Below are 15,994 nucleotides of genomic sequence, written 5' to 3' on the forward strand. Positions count from 1 at the left end.
CTCTACAGCTTCATGACAAACGCCGTGACCAGCAGATTCGCCGTGGCCAAAGGCAGGAGCCATTTCCAGTTGATGTTGAGGAGCTGGTCGAACCTGACTCTGGGGTAGGTCCAACGGGCCCAGATCATGAGAAAGAGTCCGGCGTAGATTTTCAGAAGCATCCAAATCCAGCTGTCGAGGCCGGGGATGGGTGCGTGGAATCCGCCCAGGAACAGGACGGCACAGACAGAACTCATGACGACCATGTAGCCGTACTCTGCCATGAAGAAGAGACCGAATCCCATGGAGGAATACTCAGTGTGGAAACCGGCGGTCAGTTCAGACTCGGCTTCTGCCAAGTCAAAGGGAGCGCGGTTGGTCTCGCCGAACATGGCGATGATGAAGATCAGGAAGGCCAGCGGCTGCTTGAAGATGTTCCAATGCAGCATGCCACCTGCCTGCTGCTCGGTGATAACCGACATGTCCAGAGAACCGGACATGAAGGAAATGGTCATGACCACGATGAGCAGCGGGATCTCGTATGCAACGGTCTGCGACACGGCACGAGCCGCGCCCAGAACGCCCCATTTATTGTTAGAAGACCAGCCCGCCAGGATGACGGCCAGACCGTTGAAGCTGGAAAATGCCAGAATCAGCAGCAAGCCGAGGTTCACTTCGAGACCGAAGTGCGGGCTGAAGGGAATGGGCATGAAGAGTACAAGCACCGGGATCATGGACAGGATCGGGGCCAGCCAAAAGAGGAAGCCGTCCGCGTTGTCCGGGATCAGGAGCTGTTTACTCATGAGTTTCACGCCGTCGATAAGCGGCTGCAGCACACCATGGGGGCCGACCTCGAAGGGGCCGGGCCGACGCTGGATATGGCCTGCGAATTTACGTTCACAGTAGACCAGCACCAGAGCATTAAGGCCCAACCACGCCATGGATGCGATGACGCCTATGATCAGGTTGATCAGTATCATTGGTAATCCGAACATATTCACCCTACCTGTCGAGTTCCGGGATGATGAGGTCCAGGCTGCCCAGGATGGCGACCGCATCCGCAAGGATGGTGCCGGAGGCTGCCTCGGCAAAGGCGTTCATGTTGGAGAAGCCCGGGGCGCGGAGTTTGACACGGTACGGAACCTTGCTGCCGTCAGAGACGACATGAATACCGATCTTGCCGCGTCCGCCTTCCACGTTGAAGTACGCTTCCCCTGCCGGCGGCTTCATGGCGGGCTTGGGAGCCTTCTTCACGATGTGGCCGCCCTCGGCGCTGTCCAACTGTTCCAGAGCCTGCTCGATGATCCGGCAGGACTGCTCCATCTCGGCCACACGCACATGGTAACGGCCAGCAGAACAAGCGGTGTCCTGTGTGGGGATATCGAAATCGAACCGGTCGTACACGGAGTATGGCTCGGTCCGACGAACGTCATAAGGAACCCCTGCGCCACGCAGCACCGGTCCGGTGCAACCGTAACGCTGGCACATATCCTTATCTATGATGCCGATGTCCTCGATGCGGCGACGCAGGATCAGATTCTCGGTGACGAGATCATGATACATGGGCAGTCGCTCGCGGAAATGGGGCACGAACGCTTTCATCAGCTCGATGCACTTGTCATCGAAATCCATCTGAACGCCGCCGACACGGAAATTGGAATAGGTCAGCCTGGAAGCGGAAGGCCGCTGTAGGATGTCCAGAATCATTTCACGATCGTCGAACGCGTACATGATGGGAGTAAACGCGCCCAGGTCAAGGATGTATGCGCCCCACCACAAGAGGTGTGAGGTGAGACGATTAAACTCTGTCATGATGACGCGCAGGTATTCTGCACGCTCGGGAATTTCGATTCCCATCAGTTTTTCGACTGCGCCCACGTAGGCCCAGTTCCAGGCCATTGCGTGGCCGTAGTCAACGCGGCCCATATTTGGGATGAAGCCACCCCAAGTCTGGGACTCGCCCATTTTTTCATGCATGCGGTGCAGGTAGCCCAATACGGGCTCGGCGCGAATGATGTACTCGCCGTCCACCTCGATCACGATCCTGAGCACACCGTGCGTCGACGGATGCTGCGGACCCATATTAATGATCAGGGTTCCGTCCTGCTTCCCGGCCTCGAACTTCTGGGTGTAGAAATCACCCTGCATTTGTTCAAAATTCTGGTAAGCCGACATAACTCTCAGTCCTTGTATGACCGACCGGTAGCCCCGGCCTACGCATCGGAGGCCTCCTCAGCCTCCTCTTCCGCAAACAATGCTTCGATCTCCGCGCTGATGGAGACGACCTCGCCCAGACTCAGGATATCCTTGAGAGCCTTGCGAACCTTGGCAGTCTTGATCAGCGGGTGGAAGTCCACATCTTCAACAGGCATAAGAAGCGGCACCAGATTAGGATTGCCCTCGAAAACCACCCCGTGGAAATCGCGGGTTTCCCGCTCGTGCCATTCAGCACCATGGAAGATATTGGCAATGGACGGCACTGTGGGGTTGTCTTTGCCCACCAGCACCCTCAGGGCGATACGCTCGTCCACGTCCCACCGATTGAAGTGATAGATCACTAAAAATCCCTCTTCGACATCCAAAGCAAAGATGTCTTCGAGGGAGTACGTGGCATCGAAGAGCTGCTGCGCAGCCTGCACCACCTGCCCCGCGGGCAGGAAGACAGACCAGGCGTGGCCCGTGCTTGCCTTGTCCTGCTTTGCCACACACTGCGTGGTAATTCCTTCAAGAGCTTGCAACATAGGCCTAGCCCTCCACTTCGGCGGCAACGGGCCACCAACGCTTACCGGTAATCAGACGCTGCAGCTGGAAGAAACCTTCGAGAAGACCTTCCGGCCTTGGGGGACAACCAGGCACGTACACGTCGACGGGGATGAGGTTATCCACACCTTCGACCACGTTGTAGTTACCCTTGACCTTGAAGGGACCGCCGGAGATGGCACAGTTACCCATGGCGATGACCCACTTGGGTCCGGGCATCTGCTCATACAGTCTCACGACCGAGGGAGCCATCTTCTTGGTAACGGTGCCGGCCACGATCATCACATCAGACTGACGCGGGGACGGACGGAAGACTTCCGCACCGAAACGGGCCATGTCGAAACGGGCCATACCAGTGGCCATCATCTCGATGGCGCAGCACGCAAGACCAAAGGTCATGGGCCACAGGGACATGGAACGACAAACGTCGAGGATGTCCTGCGCCAGTTGAACGTTGACGATAGGCGCATCAAGATGATGATCGCCCGCCGTCAAACATTGATGTTTCACTACTGAATCCTGCGGGGCCATGTGAACACCTCCTTCGCCCAGAAATAGATGATGGAGAAAATGAGAAATGCCAGGAAGATGAAGACCTTGACGAAAGGTACCCAGCCCTCGGCGTCTGCGTACGCCACAGAAACCGGAAAGAGGTAAAGGACGTCCACGTCAAAGGCGAGGAAGATCAGAGCATACACATAATATGAGATGCCCCACCGCGCCCATGAGCTGCCGTAAGGAACCATGCCGCACTCGTACGGCATACCGATATCCCCACCCCGTGCTTTCGGGGCCAGCAGCAACGCCAGGAGAAGAGGCCCACCGGCAAAAAGAAGCCCGGCGAGCAGGAACAAAACGATCGCAAAATGTAGCCAGTCAAAAACCATACCCAGTCCTTTGGCAGTAAAATTGCTATGAAACCTCGGCCCAAAACTTATTTCCGAGGTTACCGAAATCCATGCCTCGAAAAAAGGGTTTAGTCAAGTACATCGCGCTTTTTTTCGCATTCTCCCTACCACGTAAGTCGTCTATTTTCTTCACTCTGAGAGAAGTCTTGAGAATGTCCAGACCTCTGCCAGCCCTTGTTCCAGAAGGGTCCACGCCCCCCTCCATACCCCCCTTATCCGACCTCTTTGGTAGTCCTAAAAAAAGGCGTTCCGCAAAAAACGGAACGCCTTCATGAAATGGGCTATTAAAACGATGTGGCTATTATCTGGGAGCGCCACACTCCTGGAAGGTGCAATAGTTTCTTCCTTCCATTCTCTTGGCTCCATACATGGCAGCGTCAGCACGACTAATGAGCGAAACGCAGTCCTTACCATCTTTGGGATAGAAACTGATACCTACGGTGGCGCCAACACGGACCAATTCACTTTCTATAGTGAACGGTTCTGCCAAAGCCTCCAGCAAGGTCTTGGCCACGTGAATGGCCCCCTCATCGTCCTCAACATGAGGCAACAGGATACCGAACTCATCACCACCAAGGCGGGCCATGGTATCTGACTCGCGAATACGCTCCTGCAGTCGGCTGGCGACCTCACACAGCAACTGGTCGCCGATGGGATGACCATAGGTGTCGTTAACCATCTTGAACTCGTTGAGATCCACGAAAAGTACAGCCAACCGCTCTTTATAGCGTTTGGCCTTTGCCAGTGCATTCTCCAGCCGGTCGAAGAACAAATGACGGTTGGGTACGCCCGTAAGGCTGTCCACTGTGGCGAGATGTTTGAGTTCCAACTCCTCGAGTTTGCGCGCCGAGATATCCTCGACGACGCCCTCAATGAGCATTTCGCCGCCCTCTTCCTCAGGCAAAACAGTTCGGGAGCTCTCGGAACACCAAATGATATCCCCGTTTTTCTTACGTGCCCTAAACTCAAAATTCGTTACAAACCCATCACGGTTCAATGCTGTCAGATAGCGGGTGCGCTCGTCTTCATCAAACATGATGGTTGAGCGTATACCCGGCACACCAATCATTTCTTCGGCAGACTCATAACCGAAAATCTCTACAAGCGCCGGGTTCACTTCCTTGAATTGACCTGAATTGGTGGACTGAAAGAGCCCTTCGACTGCACGTTCAAAAATGGACCGGTACTTCTCTTCGGCCTGTGTCAGTTGCTTTTGCGACTGCGTACGCTGCTCGATCTCTTCTTCCAGCAGCTGCTTTTGCTTATGAAGCTCCAAAAATACCCGGACCTTACTTTTCAGTGCGTCCACGTCCACGGGGCGGAAAAGATAATCAACGGCGCCGGTCTCATATCCCTGTCGCACATTGTCTTCATCCTGAAAGATTGCAGTAATGTAGATAATGGGAACGTGACGGCCTTTATCCATCTTCTTGATGCGCGTGGCAGCCTCGTAGCCGTTCATACCGGGCATCTGGATGTCCAGCAGAATCACTGCGAAGTCATTCTCTTTGACCAGATTAACAGCCTCTCCACCGCTCTTGGCCTGGATGATCTCACATCCTTCCTGAGACAGCATATGATCAAGCAAGGCAAGATTCGTCTGGGAATCATCGACTATGAGAACTTTTTGCTTCTCCACTTTCATGGTGCCACCATACATTTATTATGCGGTCAGGACAGTAACTTTTTCCAAACGGACTGCTCCGTCTTCCCGGGGGGTTGCCTTGAGTACGAAATCAAACCGATCCAGATCGAGGCAAAGTTCGAAATCACGTTCCGGGGCGAAATCCTTGGACTCATCAAAAAACTTCTCTGCGCTGTCCACACCTGCAAGAAATTTCTTCAGCGTTTCAAAAGAATTGGGATAATCTTCCAGCTCGTTCTTAATGTACATGGCGCACATCATGTCTTCCTGAGCACGCATGGTTCCACCAGTTCCCATGGCCACCAGCGTAACCATTTCAGGATTTTTCTGGCGGATATATTCCACGATGGCCTGAGCATTAACGAAAGAACCGGTGATGATCTCCTCGGCCTGTGTCGCTCCTACCAGCCCTTGCGTTCCCGCGCTGGTGGTATGCACCATGGGCTTACCGGTAAAATCAACATTCTCAATTTCTGTAGGAGAATTACCGTGATCAAAACCGTCTACCTTGATGCAGTCACGCTCGCCGATGAGAACACCGCCATTCTCCGCAGCCAATTTCCTGGCCTGCTCCACCTCGCCCACGGCAAGATAGTCGGTGACGCCGTTTTCCACAGCATAGCACGCCACGGAAAAAGCACGGAACACGTCAATGACAACGACCAGCCCGCGTGCACGGCGGGCGCCTTCCAGACATTCGAGAACATTAACGATCACTTGATAATCCACCTATCATAAAAAATTTATCTGTACGTCTCACGACATAACGGCCACGTCAACCACTTGGCTCATTTTCTTTTCAACATCACCACAGTTTTTCACACAAAAACGGGGCTCACAGTCTCTCTTCGGAGATATCGGCAAAAACGTGCGGACACATTGACAAAGAACACCTTTTTTGCAACTCCAAACCTATGAAGAAAAAACGCGTTCTCATCACTGGCGGCTCCGGCTTTCTCGGCTCCCATATCTGCGAGCGTCTCCTTGACGAAGGCAATGAAGTCATCTGCGTGGACAACTTTTTTACCGGAAGCAAGGAAAACATCCTTCACCTGATGGATAATCCCTTCTTCGAGATCATCCGCCACGATGTAACGTTCCCGCTGTATATCGAAGTAGACGAGATCTATAATCTCGCCTGCCCTGCATCGCCCATTCACTATCAGTTTGATCCGGTGCAGACCACCAAGACCAGCGTGCACGGCGCCATCAACATGCTCGGTCTGGCCAAACGCATCAAGGCCAAGATTTTCCAGGCCTCCACCAGCGAGGTTTACGGCGACCCGGAAATCCACCCCCAGCCCGAGAGTTACTGGGGCAACGTCAATCCTATCGGGATTCGCTCCTGCTATGATGAAGGCAAGCGCTGCGCCGAGACCCTTTTCTTCGACTACAACCGTCAACACAACCTGCGCATCAAGGTGGGCCGTATCTTCAATACATACGGTCCCCGCATGGCCATGGACGACGGCCGCGTTGTCTCCAACTTCGTGGTTCAGGCTCTGCGCGGTGAAGACATCACCGTCTACGGCAAGGGCGACCAGACCCGCAGCTTCTGCTATGTGGACGACCTTGTGGACGGCATTATCCGATTGATGGAAGACACTCCAGATGACTTCACCGGTCCCATGAACCTGGGCAACCCTGATGAATTCACTATTCTCGAACTCGCCAAGACGGTTCTTGATCTGGTTAATTCCAAATCCAAGCTTGTATTTCGCGACCTGCCTTCCGACGATCCCATGCAACGGAAACCGGATATTTCTCTCGCCAAGAAGACCACAGGCTGGGAACCCAGCATTCCGCTACGAGATGGGTTGATCAAAACCGTCGAGTACTTCGACAGCTATCTGAAGTCACAATAACGAACCAATGAAGAAATAAAAAAAGCCGGGAAAGCCCCGGCTTTTTCATTTGAAAGAATGCAACGATGTCGGTTCATCAGACATCGACTGAACGCCAATACTGATCAGTGATCACCCGCAAGTCATACTTCTCCACCGCCTTGCGGCGGGCGGCATCCACCATGCCCTGACGCAGATCTGTATCCTGCACCAAGCGCATAACCTGTGAAGCCCACTCATCCTCGTCACGTACGAGAAAGCCATCAATGCCGTGATCAATGATCTCACGGTTGGGACCGATATCCGATGCCACGACGGCAACGCCGCTTGCCATATACCGAAGGGCATCGACGACAGAACTTGCGTTGGCGAACTCGTCATCGGCCAAAGGCAATACCCCCACTTCCATGGCCTGGAACTGATAAGGCTCATTGGACTCGCCCCAGGCAGACCAAAACATGAACTCGCTTCCAGGCCCCTCATACGGCATGCCGGAAACCACGGAGAACTGGATATCTCCTCCGTGATTAGCGAGGTGCTGCATGGGAGTGGCCAGATTAGCTTCATCACCGGGGGTTCCCAGCCAGCCAACCAAAGGCGTCCCACCAATCTTCCCGCCGTTGCCGGGCGCATAGCGTGTCGTATCTACAGGCGTGGGAACAATGACAACGTTCTCCTGGAACTCACGAACTCGCTCTGCCTGAATATGATTATCCACAACACAGATATCAGCCTGACGGCAAATTCGCTCGAAACGCCGGGCGAGTTTGGCCTGGCGAATGCTGGAGCCAACAGTCTTCTCACGCTCAGGCAAGGTCCAGACTGCATCGGAAAAGTCATAGACCAACTTCTTGCAGATGCGACGCAACCCATTCAGTTCATATTGGGACAGTAATTCACGATGAACAACGAACATATCCACATGGGGCAGACGACTGAAAAAACAGTACCGTTCATACCACCCTGTGGGTACTTCCTTATAGGATACATCCATCCCTTTCTCCCGGCTGACTCCCACAAGGGGAGCCACACGAAAGCGGGCATGGGATCGCTGAGTCCCTGAAGGGACCAGAAACATGACTTTCATATATCTACTTCAAAATCGATTTTTCAATCATTGCAATGTAAGGCTCAATCCCAATTGCCATATCATCAGGCCAGGCAAAGGGTTCAGGCCTCGGCTCCTGCGCCAAACGCAGGAGCATATCCGCCATGTGCGGAACATCCGAAGGATCCGGAAACACCCGATCTTCGGGTAAAAAGAACGTGCTGCCGTTGAGTGCACTTGAAGTAACCCGGCAACCACAGGCCAGCGCTTCAAGCACCGCATTGGAGCAGGCATCATAAAACGTCGCCAAGATAAATATATCGGTACGGCGATAAAAGGAAGGCATATCTTCCACTTTACCGAGAAAACGTACCCGGTGCTCGACACCAAGCTCACGCGCTTGTCGCAAATACTTGTCCGGCTTACGCCCGCCAGCCACATGCAACACATAATTTTCAGGCAGTCTTGCCAGAGTCGCGATCAGGTGACGGACCCCTTTGAGGGCAAAGTTGGTGGCAGCCGTGCCGATGACCACCTCGTCCGGTCCGATATTGGCCGACTCACGCAAAGCCTGTCGTTCCTCATCGGAAGGCGGTGAAAAACGACTCAGGTCAGGCCGATTGTACACGACCTCGATATCATCCGTCTTCAGATGCGGATGCGCACGAACAATGAGATCGCGCACGAAGTGAGATACGGCCACGATACGCGGGGTGCGTTTCATACGCACATCGTCGAGCCAGTGAATGAGCCAGTTGACCGGGGCCAGTCTGCGTCGAAACATTTTGAACGAACGAGCAAAGCCTTCGGGCCAGGCCTGCTTGGAAAGCTGCCAGAACACCGAAATTGGTCCACCACCGATGCGCAGGATGTCCTGATTCATGGTGTTTGCCATGCCGAAAACGAAATCGTAGTTGCCGCGCCGCTGCATACGGTCACACATCAGAGCAAACCATAAGGTCTTGATAAGTCGCGTACCGCCGAAACGACCAACCACCACCGGATTGACCCCGGCAGGCGGTTCGGTCTCGCAACGACCACAAATAAAGTCCACGTCATGACCGCGAGCCGCCAGCGCCTCGGAGAGTCGCCATGCGAACGACTCGGCCCCACCGTACCGACTGAACCGGGGCATGGTCACGGCAATACGTGCTTTTTTCTCGGAATTCGACATAGGCATTGGTTGTGTACCATATTAACGATATTGGCAAGAAGGAGTTAGTTGCCCATCGGTTGGAAGAACGGTATGCATCCGAAAGCATTCACCTCAGAGGAGTACCATGTTTTTTCAGACCCCAGCCCTCGATCTCAAGCTGTTCCTGCTCATCAACCAGCAGTGGCGTTGTGGCCTGTTCGATTTCATCATGCCGATCATCTCCGAACCGCTGGCCCTTCTGTTCATTATCGTGCCCGGCCTCGCATACGCGCTTTTCAAGGGGGGCAAACGCCAACTCGCGTTCTTCGCCGTACTCATCGTGGGCATGGCAATATCCGACTTCACCGGCAACTTCATCAAGGACAGCGTAGGTCGGGTACGGCCGCTCAACGCTATCGCCGAGACCTATCTGCAGGAAGACGGAGAGTGGACCCAGCGCCCGGCGGACTATGTTCAGACCAAAGAAAAAGGCACGTCTTTCACGTCCAACCACTCGTCCAACACCATGTGCCTGGCCGTGCTTGCCATGTTGATCTGGCCTGCGCTGAAACGTTGGCCGCTGCTGCTGCCGCTGCTGGTAGGATATTCTCGAATCTATCTGGGAAAGCACTACCCCACCGATGTGCTCGGCGGTTGGCTCTATGGAGCTGTGGTGGCGCTGGCAGTATGGACGATCTGGGAATATGCAGTCCGGCCCCGCCTGCCAGAGAAATCTAGTCTTCGTCGCTGATGACGAACCCGGCTTCCCGGGCTTCCTTGCGATAACTGCGGAACACGGCCAATCCGATCCAGATGGAGACCGCCAGCAAGACCGCACCCATTCCCACTGACAGGGCCACGCCCATGGTGGACTCTTTCTGCATGCCTGCGCCGAACAGCGCAAAAATGACATTCTGCGGTACGTAGCCAAGGGTGGAGCCAAGGATGAACGGCATCAGGGGGATGGCGCTGACACCAGCGGCGAGGTTGGTCAGCACGTTGCTGCCAACAGGGAAGAAACGAATGGCGAGGGAAGTACGGAAGGGTTTGTGACGGAGAAAACCGTCCAGCCGATTGATACGGTGACCAAGATTTCGGGCCACAAAATCACGGCCGCCCCAACGGGCGTAGCTGGTGGCCAAAGCGCACCCAAGCCCGGAAGCAATGGTGGACATGATGGTGCCACCCGCCACACCAAAAGCAAAACCACCAAGAAAACCAATCATCTGTCGCGGCAGCCCAAGAGCAGTAAAAGCCGCGCCCACGGCCAGAAAAATAAAGTACGCGGTCACGCCGCGTCCGAGAATGTGGTCGTTGAACCACTTGGTATCGGCCAGCATGTCGCCCAGACCCAAGGCCTTGACGGCATACACCGAGACACCGAGGCCTGCCACCAGGACCAGCCCCTTGATCACGGCCTTCATGCCTATCTTATTCTCTGCACTCGTAGTCTTATTCATGTCCGTTTCTATGCATACGGTAATATATCGTCAGCAGGCAAACCTGACCGAGAAAAAATACGGGATCACGCTGTGCTACCCCGTAGACTAGACCTGCCGCACCCGCGACAAATAGCAACATCGCCGTGCGGCGCGAGGGGGGTTGTACCTCTTTCCGGCGCAGCCGTACAATGGAAAATCTCACGAAAAAAGCCCCCTGGATGATAGTCGAGAGGGCCAGAAGCCACCAAAAGGCGGGCAGTTCCATGGATTACTTTTTCTCTTTCACCGAATAATTGATGTGGCGCTTGATGATCCAGCCCACCCCAATCAGGTCGTAGATGCCAGCCAGAGCGCGGTCCAAGGTACCGTACTTGGAAACGCCGGCGTTGCGCTCGCGGTGATTGACCTTCACTTCCTTGATACGCGCACCCTGCAACTTCATCAGGATCGGGAAGTAGCGGTGCATATTCTTGAAGCGCGGCAACTTAAGCAGCAGTTCGCGGCGCATAATCTTAAGGGAACAGCCGGTGTCGTGCACGCCGTCGTCTACAATAGCATCGCGAATGGCGTTGGCCAACTTGGAGGAAATACGCTTAACAAAGGTATCTTTGCGTTTGGCACGCCAACCTATGACCATTTCACACTCGTTGCCGAACATGTCGAGCATCTTGGGGATATCGGCCGGATCATTCTGGAGATCGGAGTCTATGGTCACAACGATGTCGCTGTCAGCGGCGTCGAAACCTGCGCAGAATGCAGCGGACTGACCACGGTTCTCGGCAAAGGCGACGTAGCGGACCTCGTCATGCTCCTTTGCCAACTCGCGAATGATGTCCAGACTGCGATCAGTGCTGCAATCATCCACGAATACGGCCTCCCACGGCCGGCCAGTGGTTTCGGCTGCTCGCTTGAGTTCGCCAAACAATATCTTGAGGTTGTCCTGCTCGTTGTAGACCGGCAGCACAACGCTGAATTTATCTTTATTAGTCATATGCGTGATCAGATACGGGATTGCCGGGGTATTGTAAACACTTGCACAAGGCCGAAAGCAGATATCTCCCTGACTTCCCTGCTCTTCGCTATTTTTCTTTTTCCAAAGAAAGTTATTGACAAAAAGACACCGCCCACATAGAACCTCTTTCTCACGTGACGCGGGGTGGAGCAGTTGGTAGCTCGTCGGGCTCATAACCCGAAGGTCGTAGGTTCAAGTCCTGCCCCCGCTACCAAGAATCGAATAGGGATTTGGGTAACTACCCAAATCCCTTTTTCTTTTTCCACTTTCTTTAGTTAAATTTGAGAAACTTTTTTTTCTTGTTGACAAAAAGACACCGCCCACATAGAACCTCTTTCTCACGTGTCGCGGGGTGGAGCAGTTGGTAGCTCGTCGGGCTCATAACCCGAAGGTCGTAGGTTCAAGTCCTGCCCCCGCTACCAAGACAGTTTAGCCGGTTACATCATCTTGATGTAACCGGCTTTTTCTTTGTTCGACAAACAGACCAGACACGCCTCTTCATACCCACAGGCTAGTTCATAATGATCTCCAAACCCTTCATGGATTCAGGCAAAACGAGCCCAAAGCGCTCCAACTGGTTGCGATTGAAATAATACGCTCCACTCTGGTCATCCGCCACCGACAACTGCAAGGCGGACACTCCCTCAAGGATTTTTTTAGCCATAATCCCAGCCAATCGCCCATGTTCTTCACCGAGAACAGTATGCGAGCCGACGACTCCCTCGTCACCTACTGCGTAGTCTTGTGAAGCAAAGACCGGGACACGGCTGTTAGCAGAAGTCCATTTTATGACTTTCTCAAAAGGTATGTGTGTTCCGGCGGCATCTTTCAGAGTATGGTAGACAGGCATCAAAATGGCGCCATGTTCGGTCTCCTGAATAAAACGCTTCCAATCCTCAAAGTATCGTACCTTCAGTAGATCGACTTCCTTTTCACCAAGTTGCACCTTTGTCCGCCGGTTGAATGCCGACTTGATGATAGCATCCGCCGTGGGGCTGTCATCCATCAACACGACCAGAGAGTCTGCGTCTGGTACGATCTCAAAGATCACTCGAGCCCAATGAAACACAGGAATTCTCTCGATAATGCCCACCACGTTCGCCGGTAGATCAATAAAATAATCTCGAGGGTTCCCATTTATACCGAAGTACACAACAGGGGTGCCGGAGGCAGCGATCTCAGGCCCCAGCAAACGTAGCGCGTTATCATCGCTGAGCATCACCAAGTCGGGTTGCAACCGATGAAACCCCTTCATTATTGCCTTTGCACGGTCAGCGAACTCATGTTGAGGCAGTCTCTTTGTGTCCATATACAGGCGCTCTATGGTCACATCATTGGATAGAGCCTGTCGTATCCCGCGATCACATTGCTGAGTCCACGCCAACTCTTCATTGTAACTATACACAATCAAGACGGTTCTCTGAGAAGCCCACGATTGAGTCTGTGCTCCTGTAAGGAACACCAGACACATTATGAAAACAATCAGTTTATCCACTCTCATTTGCACAACCGTCAGAGTCTACAATTTCCCTGTGTATGAAGAAGCGTACATATGAACTTCCAACGAGTCTGAGTCCTGTCTTTTATCTTCACTTATACCTATTTTCCATATTCTTAGAATTATTATCTTTCAATTTTCTGCATTATCCCAGTATGGTGAAACACATCATATTGAATTTTCTGATAAGGCAACATGACCTTGCCCTCATTAAGTAACCAACAATACCATCTCACTTTATGAAGACATTCAACGATAATGCGATTGGCGCATTGGAATTCACCGTCACTTGGGAAAAAGACGGCATCAAACATGAAGAATGGTTTCTTGGGCGCAAGTTCAATGCAACCAACGACATCTTTCCGCGCGGCATGCGAGAGGCATTGGAAGGCAAGACTGAAGGCGAATCAGTATCCTTCACCTACGAGCCGCGCCTGTGCATTCCCCGCCACAAAGAAAAACTGGTGCGCGACCTTCCGCTGGATCGCCTGCGTCCCAAGACACGATATGGGCAGCCCATTGTTCCACGGCTTGGACGCTTCTACCCTCAAGGGCACATCAACGGCATACTCGACGTCTACCCGGACACTCTCACACCGTTTCGGCTGATTGGCTTGAGCGATGAGCGCTTCGTGGCGGACTGCAATCATCCGCTTGCCCTGATTCCCGTAACCATCGAAGCGCGAATTCAATATCTGGAGGACCGCGACACAGGCACCTATGGTTCGCTGACTCACTGGCGCGAAACAACCTGTGACTGGGGACCGGGCATGCAAACCATGCATGAAGGCCACCCCACAGACTTCTTTCATCCAGACTTCTTTCAGCGTGACGATATGACCATAGAGCAAACGCCACCGCCGCCGATGGACGCCAAGGCATACGAGAACATTGCCCTTCTTCATCAGCGACATATTTCGCCCGACATGCGCGTACTCAACGTCGCCAACGACCGCCATACCCATGTGGACGGCATGTACGATGCCATGCTCTTTACGCAGATTTTCGAATACCACCCTGCTCCAATTGAAGCATTGCAAGACATGGCTACACACCTGAAGCCGGGCGGCGCAGTACTGATCGCTTTCTCAAATCATTATGATGAACGCCGAGCCATCAAGGGCTGGACAGAACTTCATGCGTTTGAGCGAATGGGATTAATTCTGGAATATCTTCGTCAGGCTGGACTTGACACCAATGCAGGGACATACAGTCGCAGAAACGACTGGCGGGATAAGACTGAGCCCGACTTCCTCGCAAAGAAAGGCGTCAGCGACCCCGTATTCATGGTGTACGGATACAAACAATCCTAAAACAAAATCCCCGGGAGACTCGGTCTGCCGGGGATTTTCAATTCAATCAATACTGCGACTGCGTGGACAATACTAGTCGTCCAGCTGAATGTCCTTGCCTTCCAGAACGCGGTTCATGTTGCGCACTGCGCACATTTTGCCGCACATGGAGCAGGAATCTTCGTGCTCGGGCTTGGAGGACTCACGGTATTCGCGAGGCTTGACCGGGTCCATAGCCAGCTTGAACATACCTTCCCAGTCCAGAGCTGCACGGGCTGCAGACATCTTGTCATCCCAATCACGTGCGCCGGGGTAGCCCTTGGCGATGTCAGCTGCGTGGGCAGCGATGCGGGTGGCGATGATGCCTTCCTTCATGTCTTCCAGAGTGGGCAGACGCAGATGCTCGGCCGGGGTAACGTAGCACAGGAAATCTGCGCCGTTCTGAGCAGCAATGGCGCCGCCGATGGCGGAGGTGATGTGGTCGTAACCCGGAGCAACGTCGGTGACGATGGGACCGAGGACGTAGAACGGAGCACCGTGGCACAAGCGCTTCTCCATCATCATGTTACCGGCGATCTCGTTCATGGCCATGTGGCCGGGACCTTCGATCATGACCTGGACGTTGCGCTCCCAAGCGCGCTTGGTCAGCTCGCCCAGAGTAATAAGCTCTTCCACCTGACAGGCGTCGGTGGCGTCGTGCAGGCAACCGGGACGGCAGCCGTCACCGAGGCTCAGGGTAACGTCGTATTCTTCACAGATGTCCAGCAGACGATCGTAATGTTCGAAGAACGGGTTCTCGGCGTTGTTAATCTCCATCCAGGTGAAGAGCAGGGAACCACCACGGGAAACGATGTTGGTCAGACGACCGCCCTGTTTGACCTTATCGGCGGTGTGCTTGTTCAGACCGGCGTGGATGGTCAGGAAGTCAACGCCGTCTTTGACGTGGGTTTCGACCACATCAAAGAACTCGTCCACGGTGATGTCCTGCAGGTTCTTGTCGTAGAAACCAACGGCGTCGTAGATGGGTACGGTGCCGATCATGGCCGGAGACATTTTCACCAGCTCACGGCGAAATTCCTGAGTCTTACCGAAGCAGGAGAGGTCCATGATGGCCTCAGCACCCATTTCGATGGCACCGCGGACTTTCTCCAGCTCGGGCTCGATATTGCAGCAGTCCTTGGAGATACCGAGGTTGACGTTGAGCTTGGTGCGCATGCCCTCGCCCACTGCTTCGGGATCGATGCTGGTGTGGTTCTTGTTGGCGGGGATGATGACCGTACCTTTGGCCATGCGCTCCATCAGGTCCTCGATGCGGATATTTTCCTTACGAGCGACAACTTCCATCTGAGGGGTGACGATACCCTTACGGGCAGCGTCCATCTGAGTGGTATATTCCATTGGTTTCTCCTTAAATATTCTTTCTTAAACGGC

The 15,994-nt window shown here is 53.7% G+C and carries 16 protein-coding genes and 2 tRNA genes; 5 read left to right on the top strand and 13 right to left on the bottom strand.

The window, feature by feature from the left end:
• Nucleotides 1-2: 2 nt before the first annotated feature.
• The 7 genes from nuoH to HFN16_RS00130 all read right to left on the bottom strand — a co-directional run bounded on the left by nuoH (nucleotide 3) and on the right by HFN16_RS00130 (nucleotide 6,009).
• Entirely contained in the window at nucleotides 3-974 is a 972-nt protein-coding gene (nuoH, locus tag HFN16_RS00100; protein WP_168888762.1) for an NADH-quinone oxidoreductase subunit NuoH, read from the bottom strand.
• Nucleotides 975-981: 7 nt separating this feature from the next.
• Nucleotides 982-2,154 (bottom strand): NADH-quinone oxidoreductase subunit D, encoded by a 1,173-nt coding sequence (locus HFN16_RS00105; protein ID WP_168888763.1) that lies wholly within the window; start codon nucleotides 2,152-2,154, stop codon nucleotides 982-984.
• Between the two features lie 38 nt (nucleotides 2,155-2,192).
• Nucleotides 2,193-2,720, bottom strand: coding sequence for an NADH-quinone oxidoreductase subunit C (locus tag HFN16_RS00110; RefSeq protein WP_168888764.1), 528 nt, complete (start codon nucleotides 2,718-2,720; stop codon nucleotides 2,193-2,195).
• Between the two features lie 4 nt (nucleotides 2,721-2,724).
• A complete protein-coding gene (nuoB, locus tag HFN16_RS00115) occupies nucleotides 2,725-3,270 on the bottom strand; it encodes an NADH-quinone oxidoreductase subunit NuoB (RefSeq protein ID WP_168888765.1) in 546 nt (181 codons plus the stop codon).
• A complete protein-coding gene (locus tag HFN16_RS00120; protein ID WP_168888766.1) occupies nucleotides 3,249-3,626 on the bottom strand; it encodes an NADH-quinone oxidoreductase subunit A in 378 nt (125 codons plus the stop codon). The genes nuoB and HFN16_RS00120 overlap by 22 nt, the downstream gene beginning before the upstream one ends.
• Nucleotides 3,627-3,948: 322 nt before the next feature.
• Nucleotides 3,949-5,292 carry a diguanylate cyclase gene (locus HFN16_RS00125; RefSeq protein ID WP_168888767.1) on the bottom strand — a complete coding sequence of 448 codons (1,344 nt, stop codon included), beginning with the start codon at nucleotides 5,290-5,292 and terminating at the stop codon, nucleotides 3,949-3,951.
• Nucleotides 5,293-5,310: 18 nt separating this feature from the next.
• On the bottom strand, nucleotides 5,311-6,009 hold the full coding sequence (locus HFN16_RS00130; RefSeq protein WP_168888768.1) for a 2-phosphosulfolactate phosphatase: 699 nt from the start codon (nucleotides 6,007-6,009) through the stop codon (nucleotides 5,311-5,313).
• Nucleotides 6,010-6,206: 197 nt separating this feature from the next.
• Here HFN16_RS00130 and HFN16_RS00135 point away from each other — a divergent pair, with 197 nt between their 5' ends.
• The gene (locus HFN16_RS00135; protein WP_168888769.1) at nucleotides 6,207-7,157 is read left to right on the top strand and encodes a UDP-glucuronic acid decarboxylase family protein; all 951 of its coding nucleotides are present in this window, start codon (nucleotides 6,207-6,209) and stop codon (nucleotides 7,155-7,157) included.
• A gap of 76 nt (nucleotides 7,158-7,233) precedes the next feature.
• On the opposite strand, the gene HFN16_RS00140 is transcribed toward HFN16_RS00135, so the two are convergent.
• On the bottom strand, nucleotides 7,234-8,130 hold the full coding sequence (locus HFN16_RS00140) for a glycosyltransferase family 4 protein (RefSeq protein ID WP_168888770.1): 897 nt from the start codon (nucleotides 8,128-8,130) through the stop codon (nucleotides 7,234-7,236).
• Between the two features lie 97 nt (nucleotides 8,131-8,227).
• Nucleotides 8,228-9,364 (bottom strand): glycosyltransferase family 4 protein, encoded by a 1,137-nt coding sequence (locus HFN16_RS00145; protein WP_348771063.1) that lies wholly within the window; start codon nucleotides 9,362-9,364, stop codon nucleotides 8,228-8,230.
• A gap of 100 nt (nucleotides 9,365-9,464) precedes the next feature.
• Between HFN16_RS00145 and HFN16_RS00150 the strand changes: the two genes are divergently transcribed.
• Complete coding sequence (locus HFN16_RS00150; protein WP_168888771.1) at nucleotides 9,465-10,070, top strand: phosphatase PAP2 family protein; 606 nt, start codon at nucleotides 9,465-9,467, stop codon at nucleotides 10,068-10,070.
• Here HFN16_RS00150 and HFN16_RS00155 read toward each other — a convergent pair.
• Both HFN16_RS00155 and HFN16_RS00160 read right to left on the bottom strand, forming a co-directional pair.
• Nucleotides 10,054-10,779, bottom strand: a complete 726-nt coding sequence (locus HFN16_RS00155; RefSeq protein ID WP_168888772.1) for a VTT domain-containing protein — start codon at nucleotides 10,777-10,779, stop codon at nucleotides 10,054-10,056. The two genes, HFN16_RS00150 and HFN16_RS00155, sit on opposite strands and share 17 nt — an antisense overlap.
• A 250-nt stretch (nucleotides 10,780-11,029) precedes the next feature.
• Nucleotides 11,030-11,752, bottom strand: coding sequence for a glycosyltransferase family 2 protein (locus tag HFN16_RS00160; protein ID WP_168888773.1), 723 nt, complete (start codon nucleotides 11,750-11,752; stop codon nucleotides 11,030-11,032).
• A 159-nt stretch (nucleotides 11,753-11,911) separates the two neighbouring features.
• Between HFN16_RS00160 and HFN16_RS00165 the strand changes: the two genes are divergently transcribed.
• Nucleotides 11,912-11,987: transfer RNA gene (locus HFN16_RS00165), tRNA-Met, on the top strand.
• Between the two features lie 132 nt (nucleotides 11,988-12,119).
• Nucleotides 12,120-12,195 (top strand) — tRNA-Met (locus HFN16_RS00170).
• 89 nt (nucleotides 12,196-12,284) lie between these two features.
• Here HFN16_RS00170 and HFN16_RS00175 read toward each other — a convergent pair.
• Entirely contained in the window at nucleotides 12,285-13,268 is a 984-nt protein-coding gene (locus HFN16_RS00175; protein ID WP_168888774.1) for an ABC transporter substrate binding protein, read from the bottom strand.
• Nucleotides 13,269-13,510: 242 nt separating this feature from the next.
• Between HFN16_RS00175 and HFN16_RS00180 the strand changes: the two genes are divergently transcribed.
• Complete coding sequence (locus HFN16_RS00180) at nucleotides 13,511-14,584, top strand: hypothetical protein (protein ID WP_168888775.1); 1,074 nt, start codon at nucleotides 13,511-13,513, stop codon at nucleotides 14,582-14,584.
• A 72-nt stretch (nucleotides 14,585-14,656) separates the two neighbouring features.
• Here the strand turns inward: HFN16_RS00180 and thiC are convergent, their stop codons facing one another.
• The gene (gene thiC, locus HFN16_RS00185) at nucleotides 14,657-15,961 is read right to left on the bottom strand and encodes a phosphomethylpyrimidine synthase ThiC (protein ID WP_168888776.1); all 1,305 of its coding nucleotides are present in this window, start codon (nucleotides 15,959-15,961) and stop codon (nucleotides 14,657-14,659) included.
• Between the last annotated feature and the right edge of the window lie 33 nt (nucleotides 15,962-15,994).

The organism is Pseudodesulfovibrio sp. zrk46, assembly GCF_012516435.1.
Classification (GTDB): domain Bacteria; phylum Desulfobacterota; class Desulfovibrionia; order Desulfovibrionales; family Desulfovibrionaceae; genus Pseudodesulfovibrio.

Bases quoted from the DNA above. Each gene is read 5' to 3' on its own strand.
- nuoB (WP_168888765.1), bottom strand. From the start codon at position 3,270: ATGGCCCCGCAGGATTCAGTAGTGAAACATCAATGTTTGACGGCGGGC.
- HFN16_RS00135 (WP_168888769.1), top strand. From the start codon at position 6,207: ATGAAGAAAAAACGCGTTCTCATCACTGGCGGCTCCGGCTTTCTCGGC.
- HFN16_RS00110 (WP_168888764.1), bottom strand. From the start codon at position 2,720: ATGTTGCAAGCTCTTGAAGGAATTACCACGCAGTGTGTGGCAAAGCAG.
- HFN16_RS00155 (WP_168888772.1), bottom strand. From the start codon at position 10,779: ATGAATAAGACTACGAGTGCAGAGAATAAGATAGGCATGAAGGCCGTG.
- HFN16_RS00145 (WP_348771063.1), bottom strand. From the start codon at position 9,364: ATGCCTATGTCGAATTCCGAGAAAAAAGCACGTATTGCCGTGACCATG.
- HFN16_RS00180 (WP_168888775.1), top strand. From the start codon at position 13,511: ATGAAGACATTCAACGATAATGCGATTGGCGCATTGGAATTCACCGTC.
- HFN16_RS00105 (WP_168888763.1), bottom strand. From the start codon at position 2,154: ATGTCGGCTTACCAGAATTTTGAACAAATGCAGGGTGATTTCTACACC.
- thiC (WP_168888776.1), bottom strand. From the start codon at position 15,961: ATGGAATATACCACTCAGATGGACGCTGCCCGTAAGGGTATCGTCACC.
- HFN16_RS00150 (WP_168888771.1), top strand. From the start codon at position 9,465: ATGTTTTTTCAGACCCCAGCCCTCGATCTCAAGCTGTTCCTGCTCATC.
- HFN16_RS00140 (WP_168888770.1), bottom strand. From the start codon at position 8,130: ATGGATGTATCCTATAAGGAAGTACCCACAGGGTGGTATGAACGGTAC.
- HFN16_RS00120 (WP_168888766.1), bottom strand. From the start codon at position 3,626: ATGGTTTTTGACTGGCTACATTTTGCGATCGTTTTGTTCCTGCTCGCC.
- HFN16_RS00160 (WP_168888773.1), bottom strand. From the start codon at position 11,752: ATGACTAATAAAGATAAATTCAGCGTTGTGCTGCCGGTCTACAACGAG.
- HFN16_RS00125 (WP_168888767.1), bottom strand. From the start codon at position 5,292: ATGAAAGTGGAGAAGCAAAAAGTTCTCATAGTCGATGATTCCCAGACG.
- nuoH (WP_168888762.1), bottom strand. From the start codon at position 974: ATGTTCGGATTACCAATGATACTGATCAACCTGATCATAGGCGTCATC.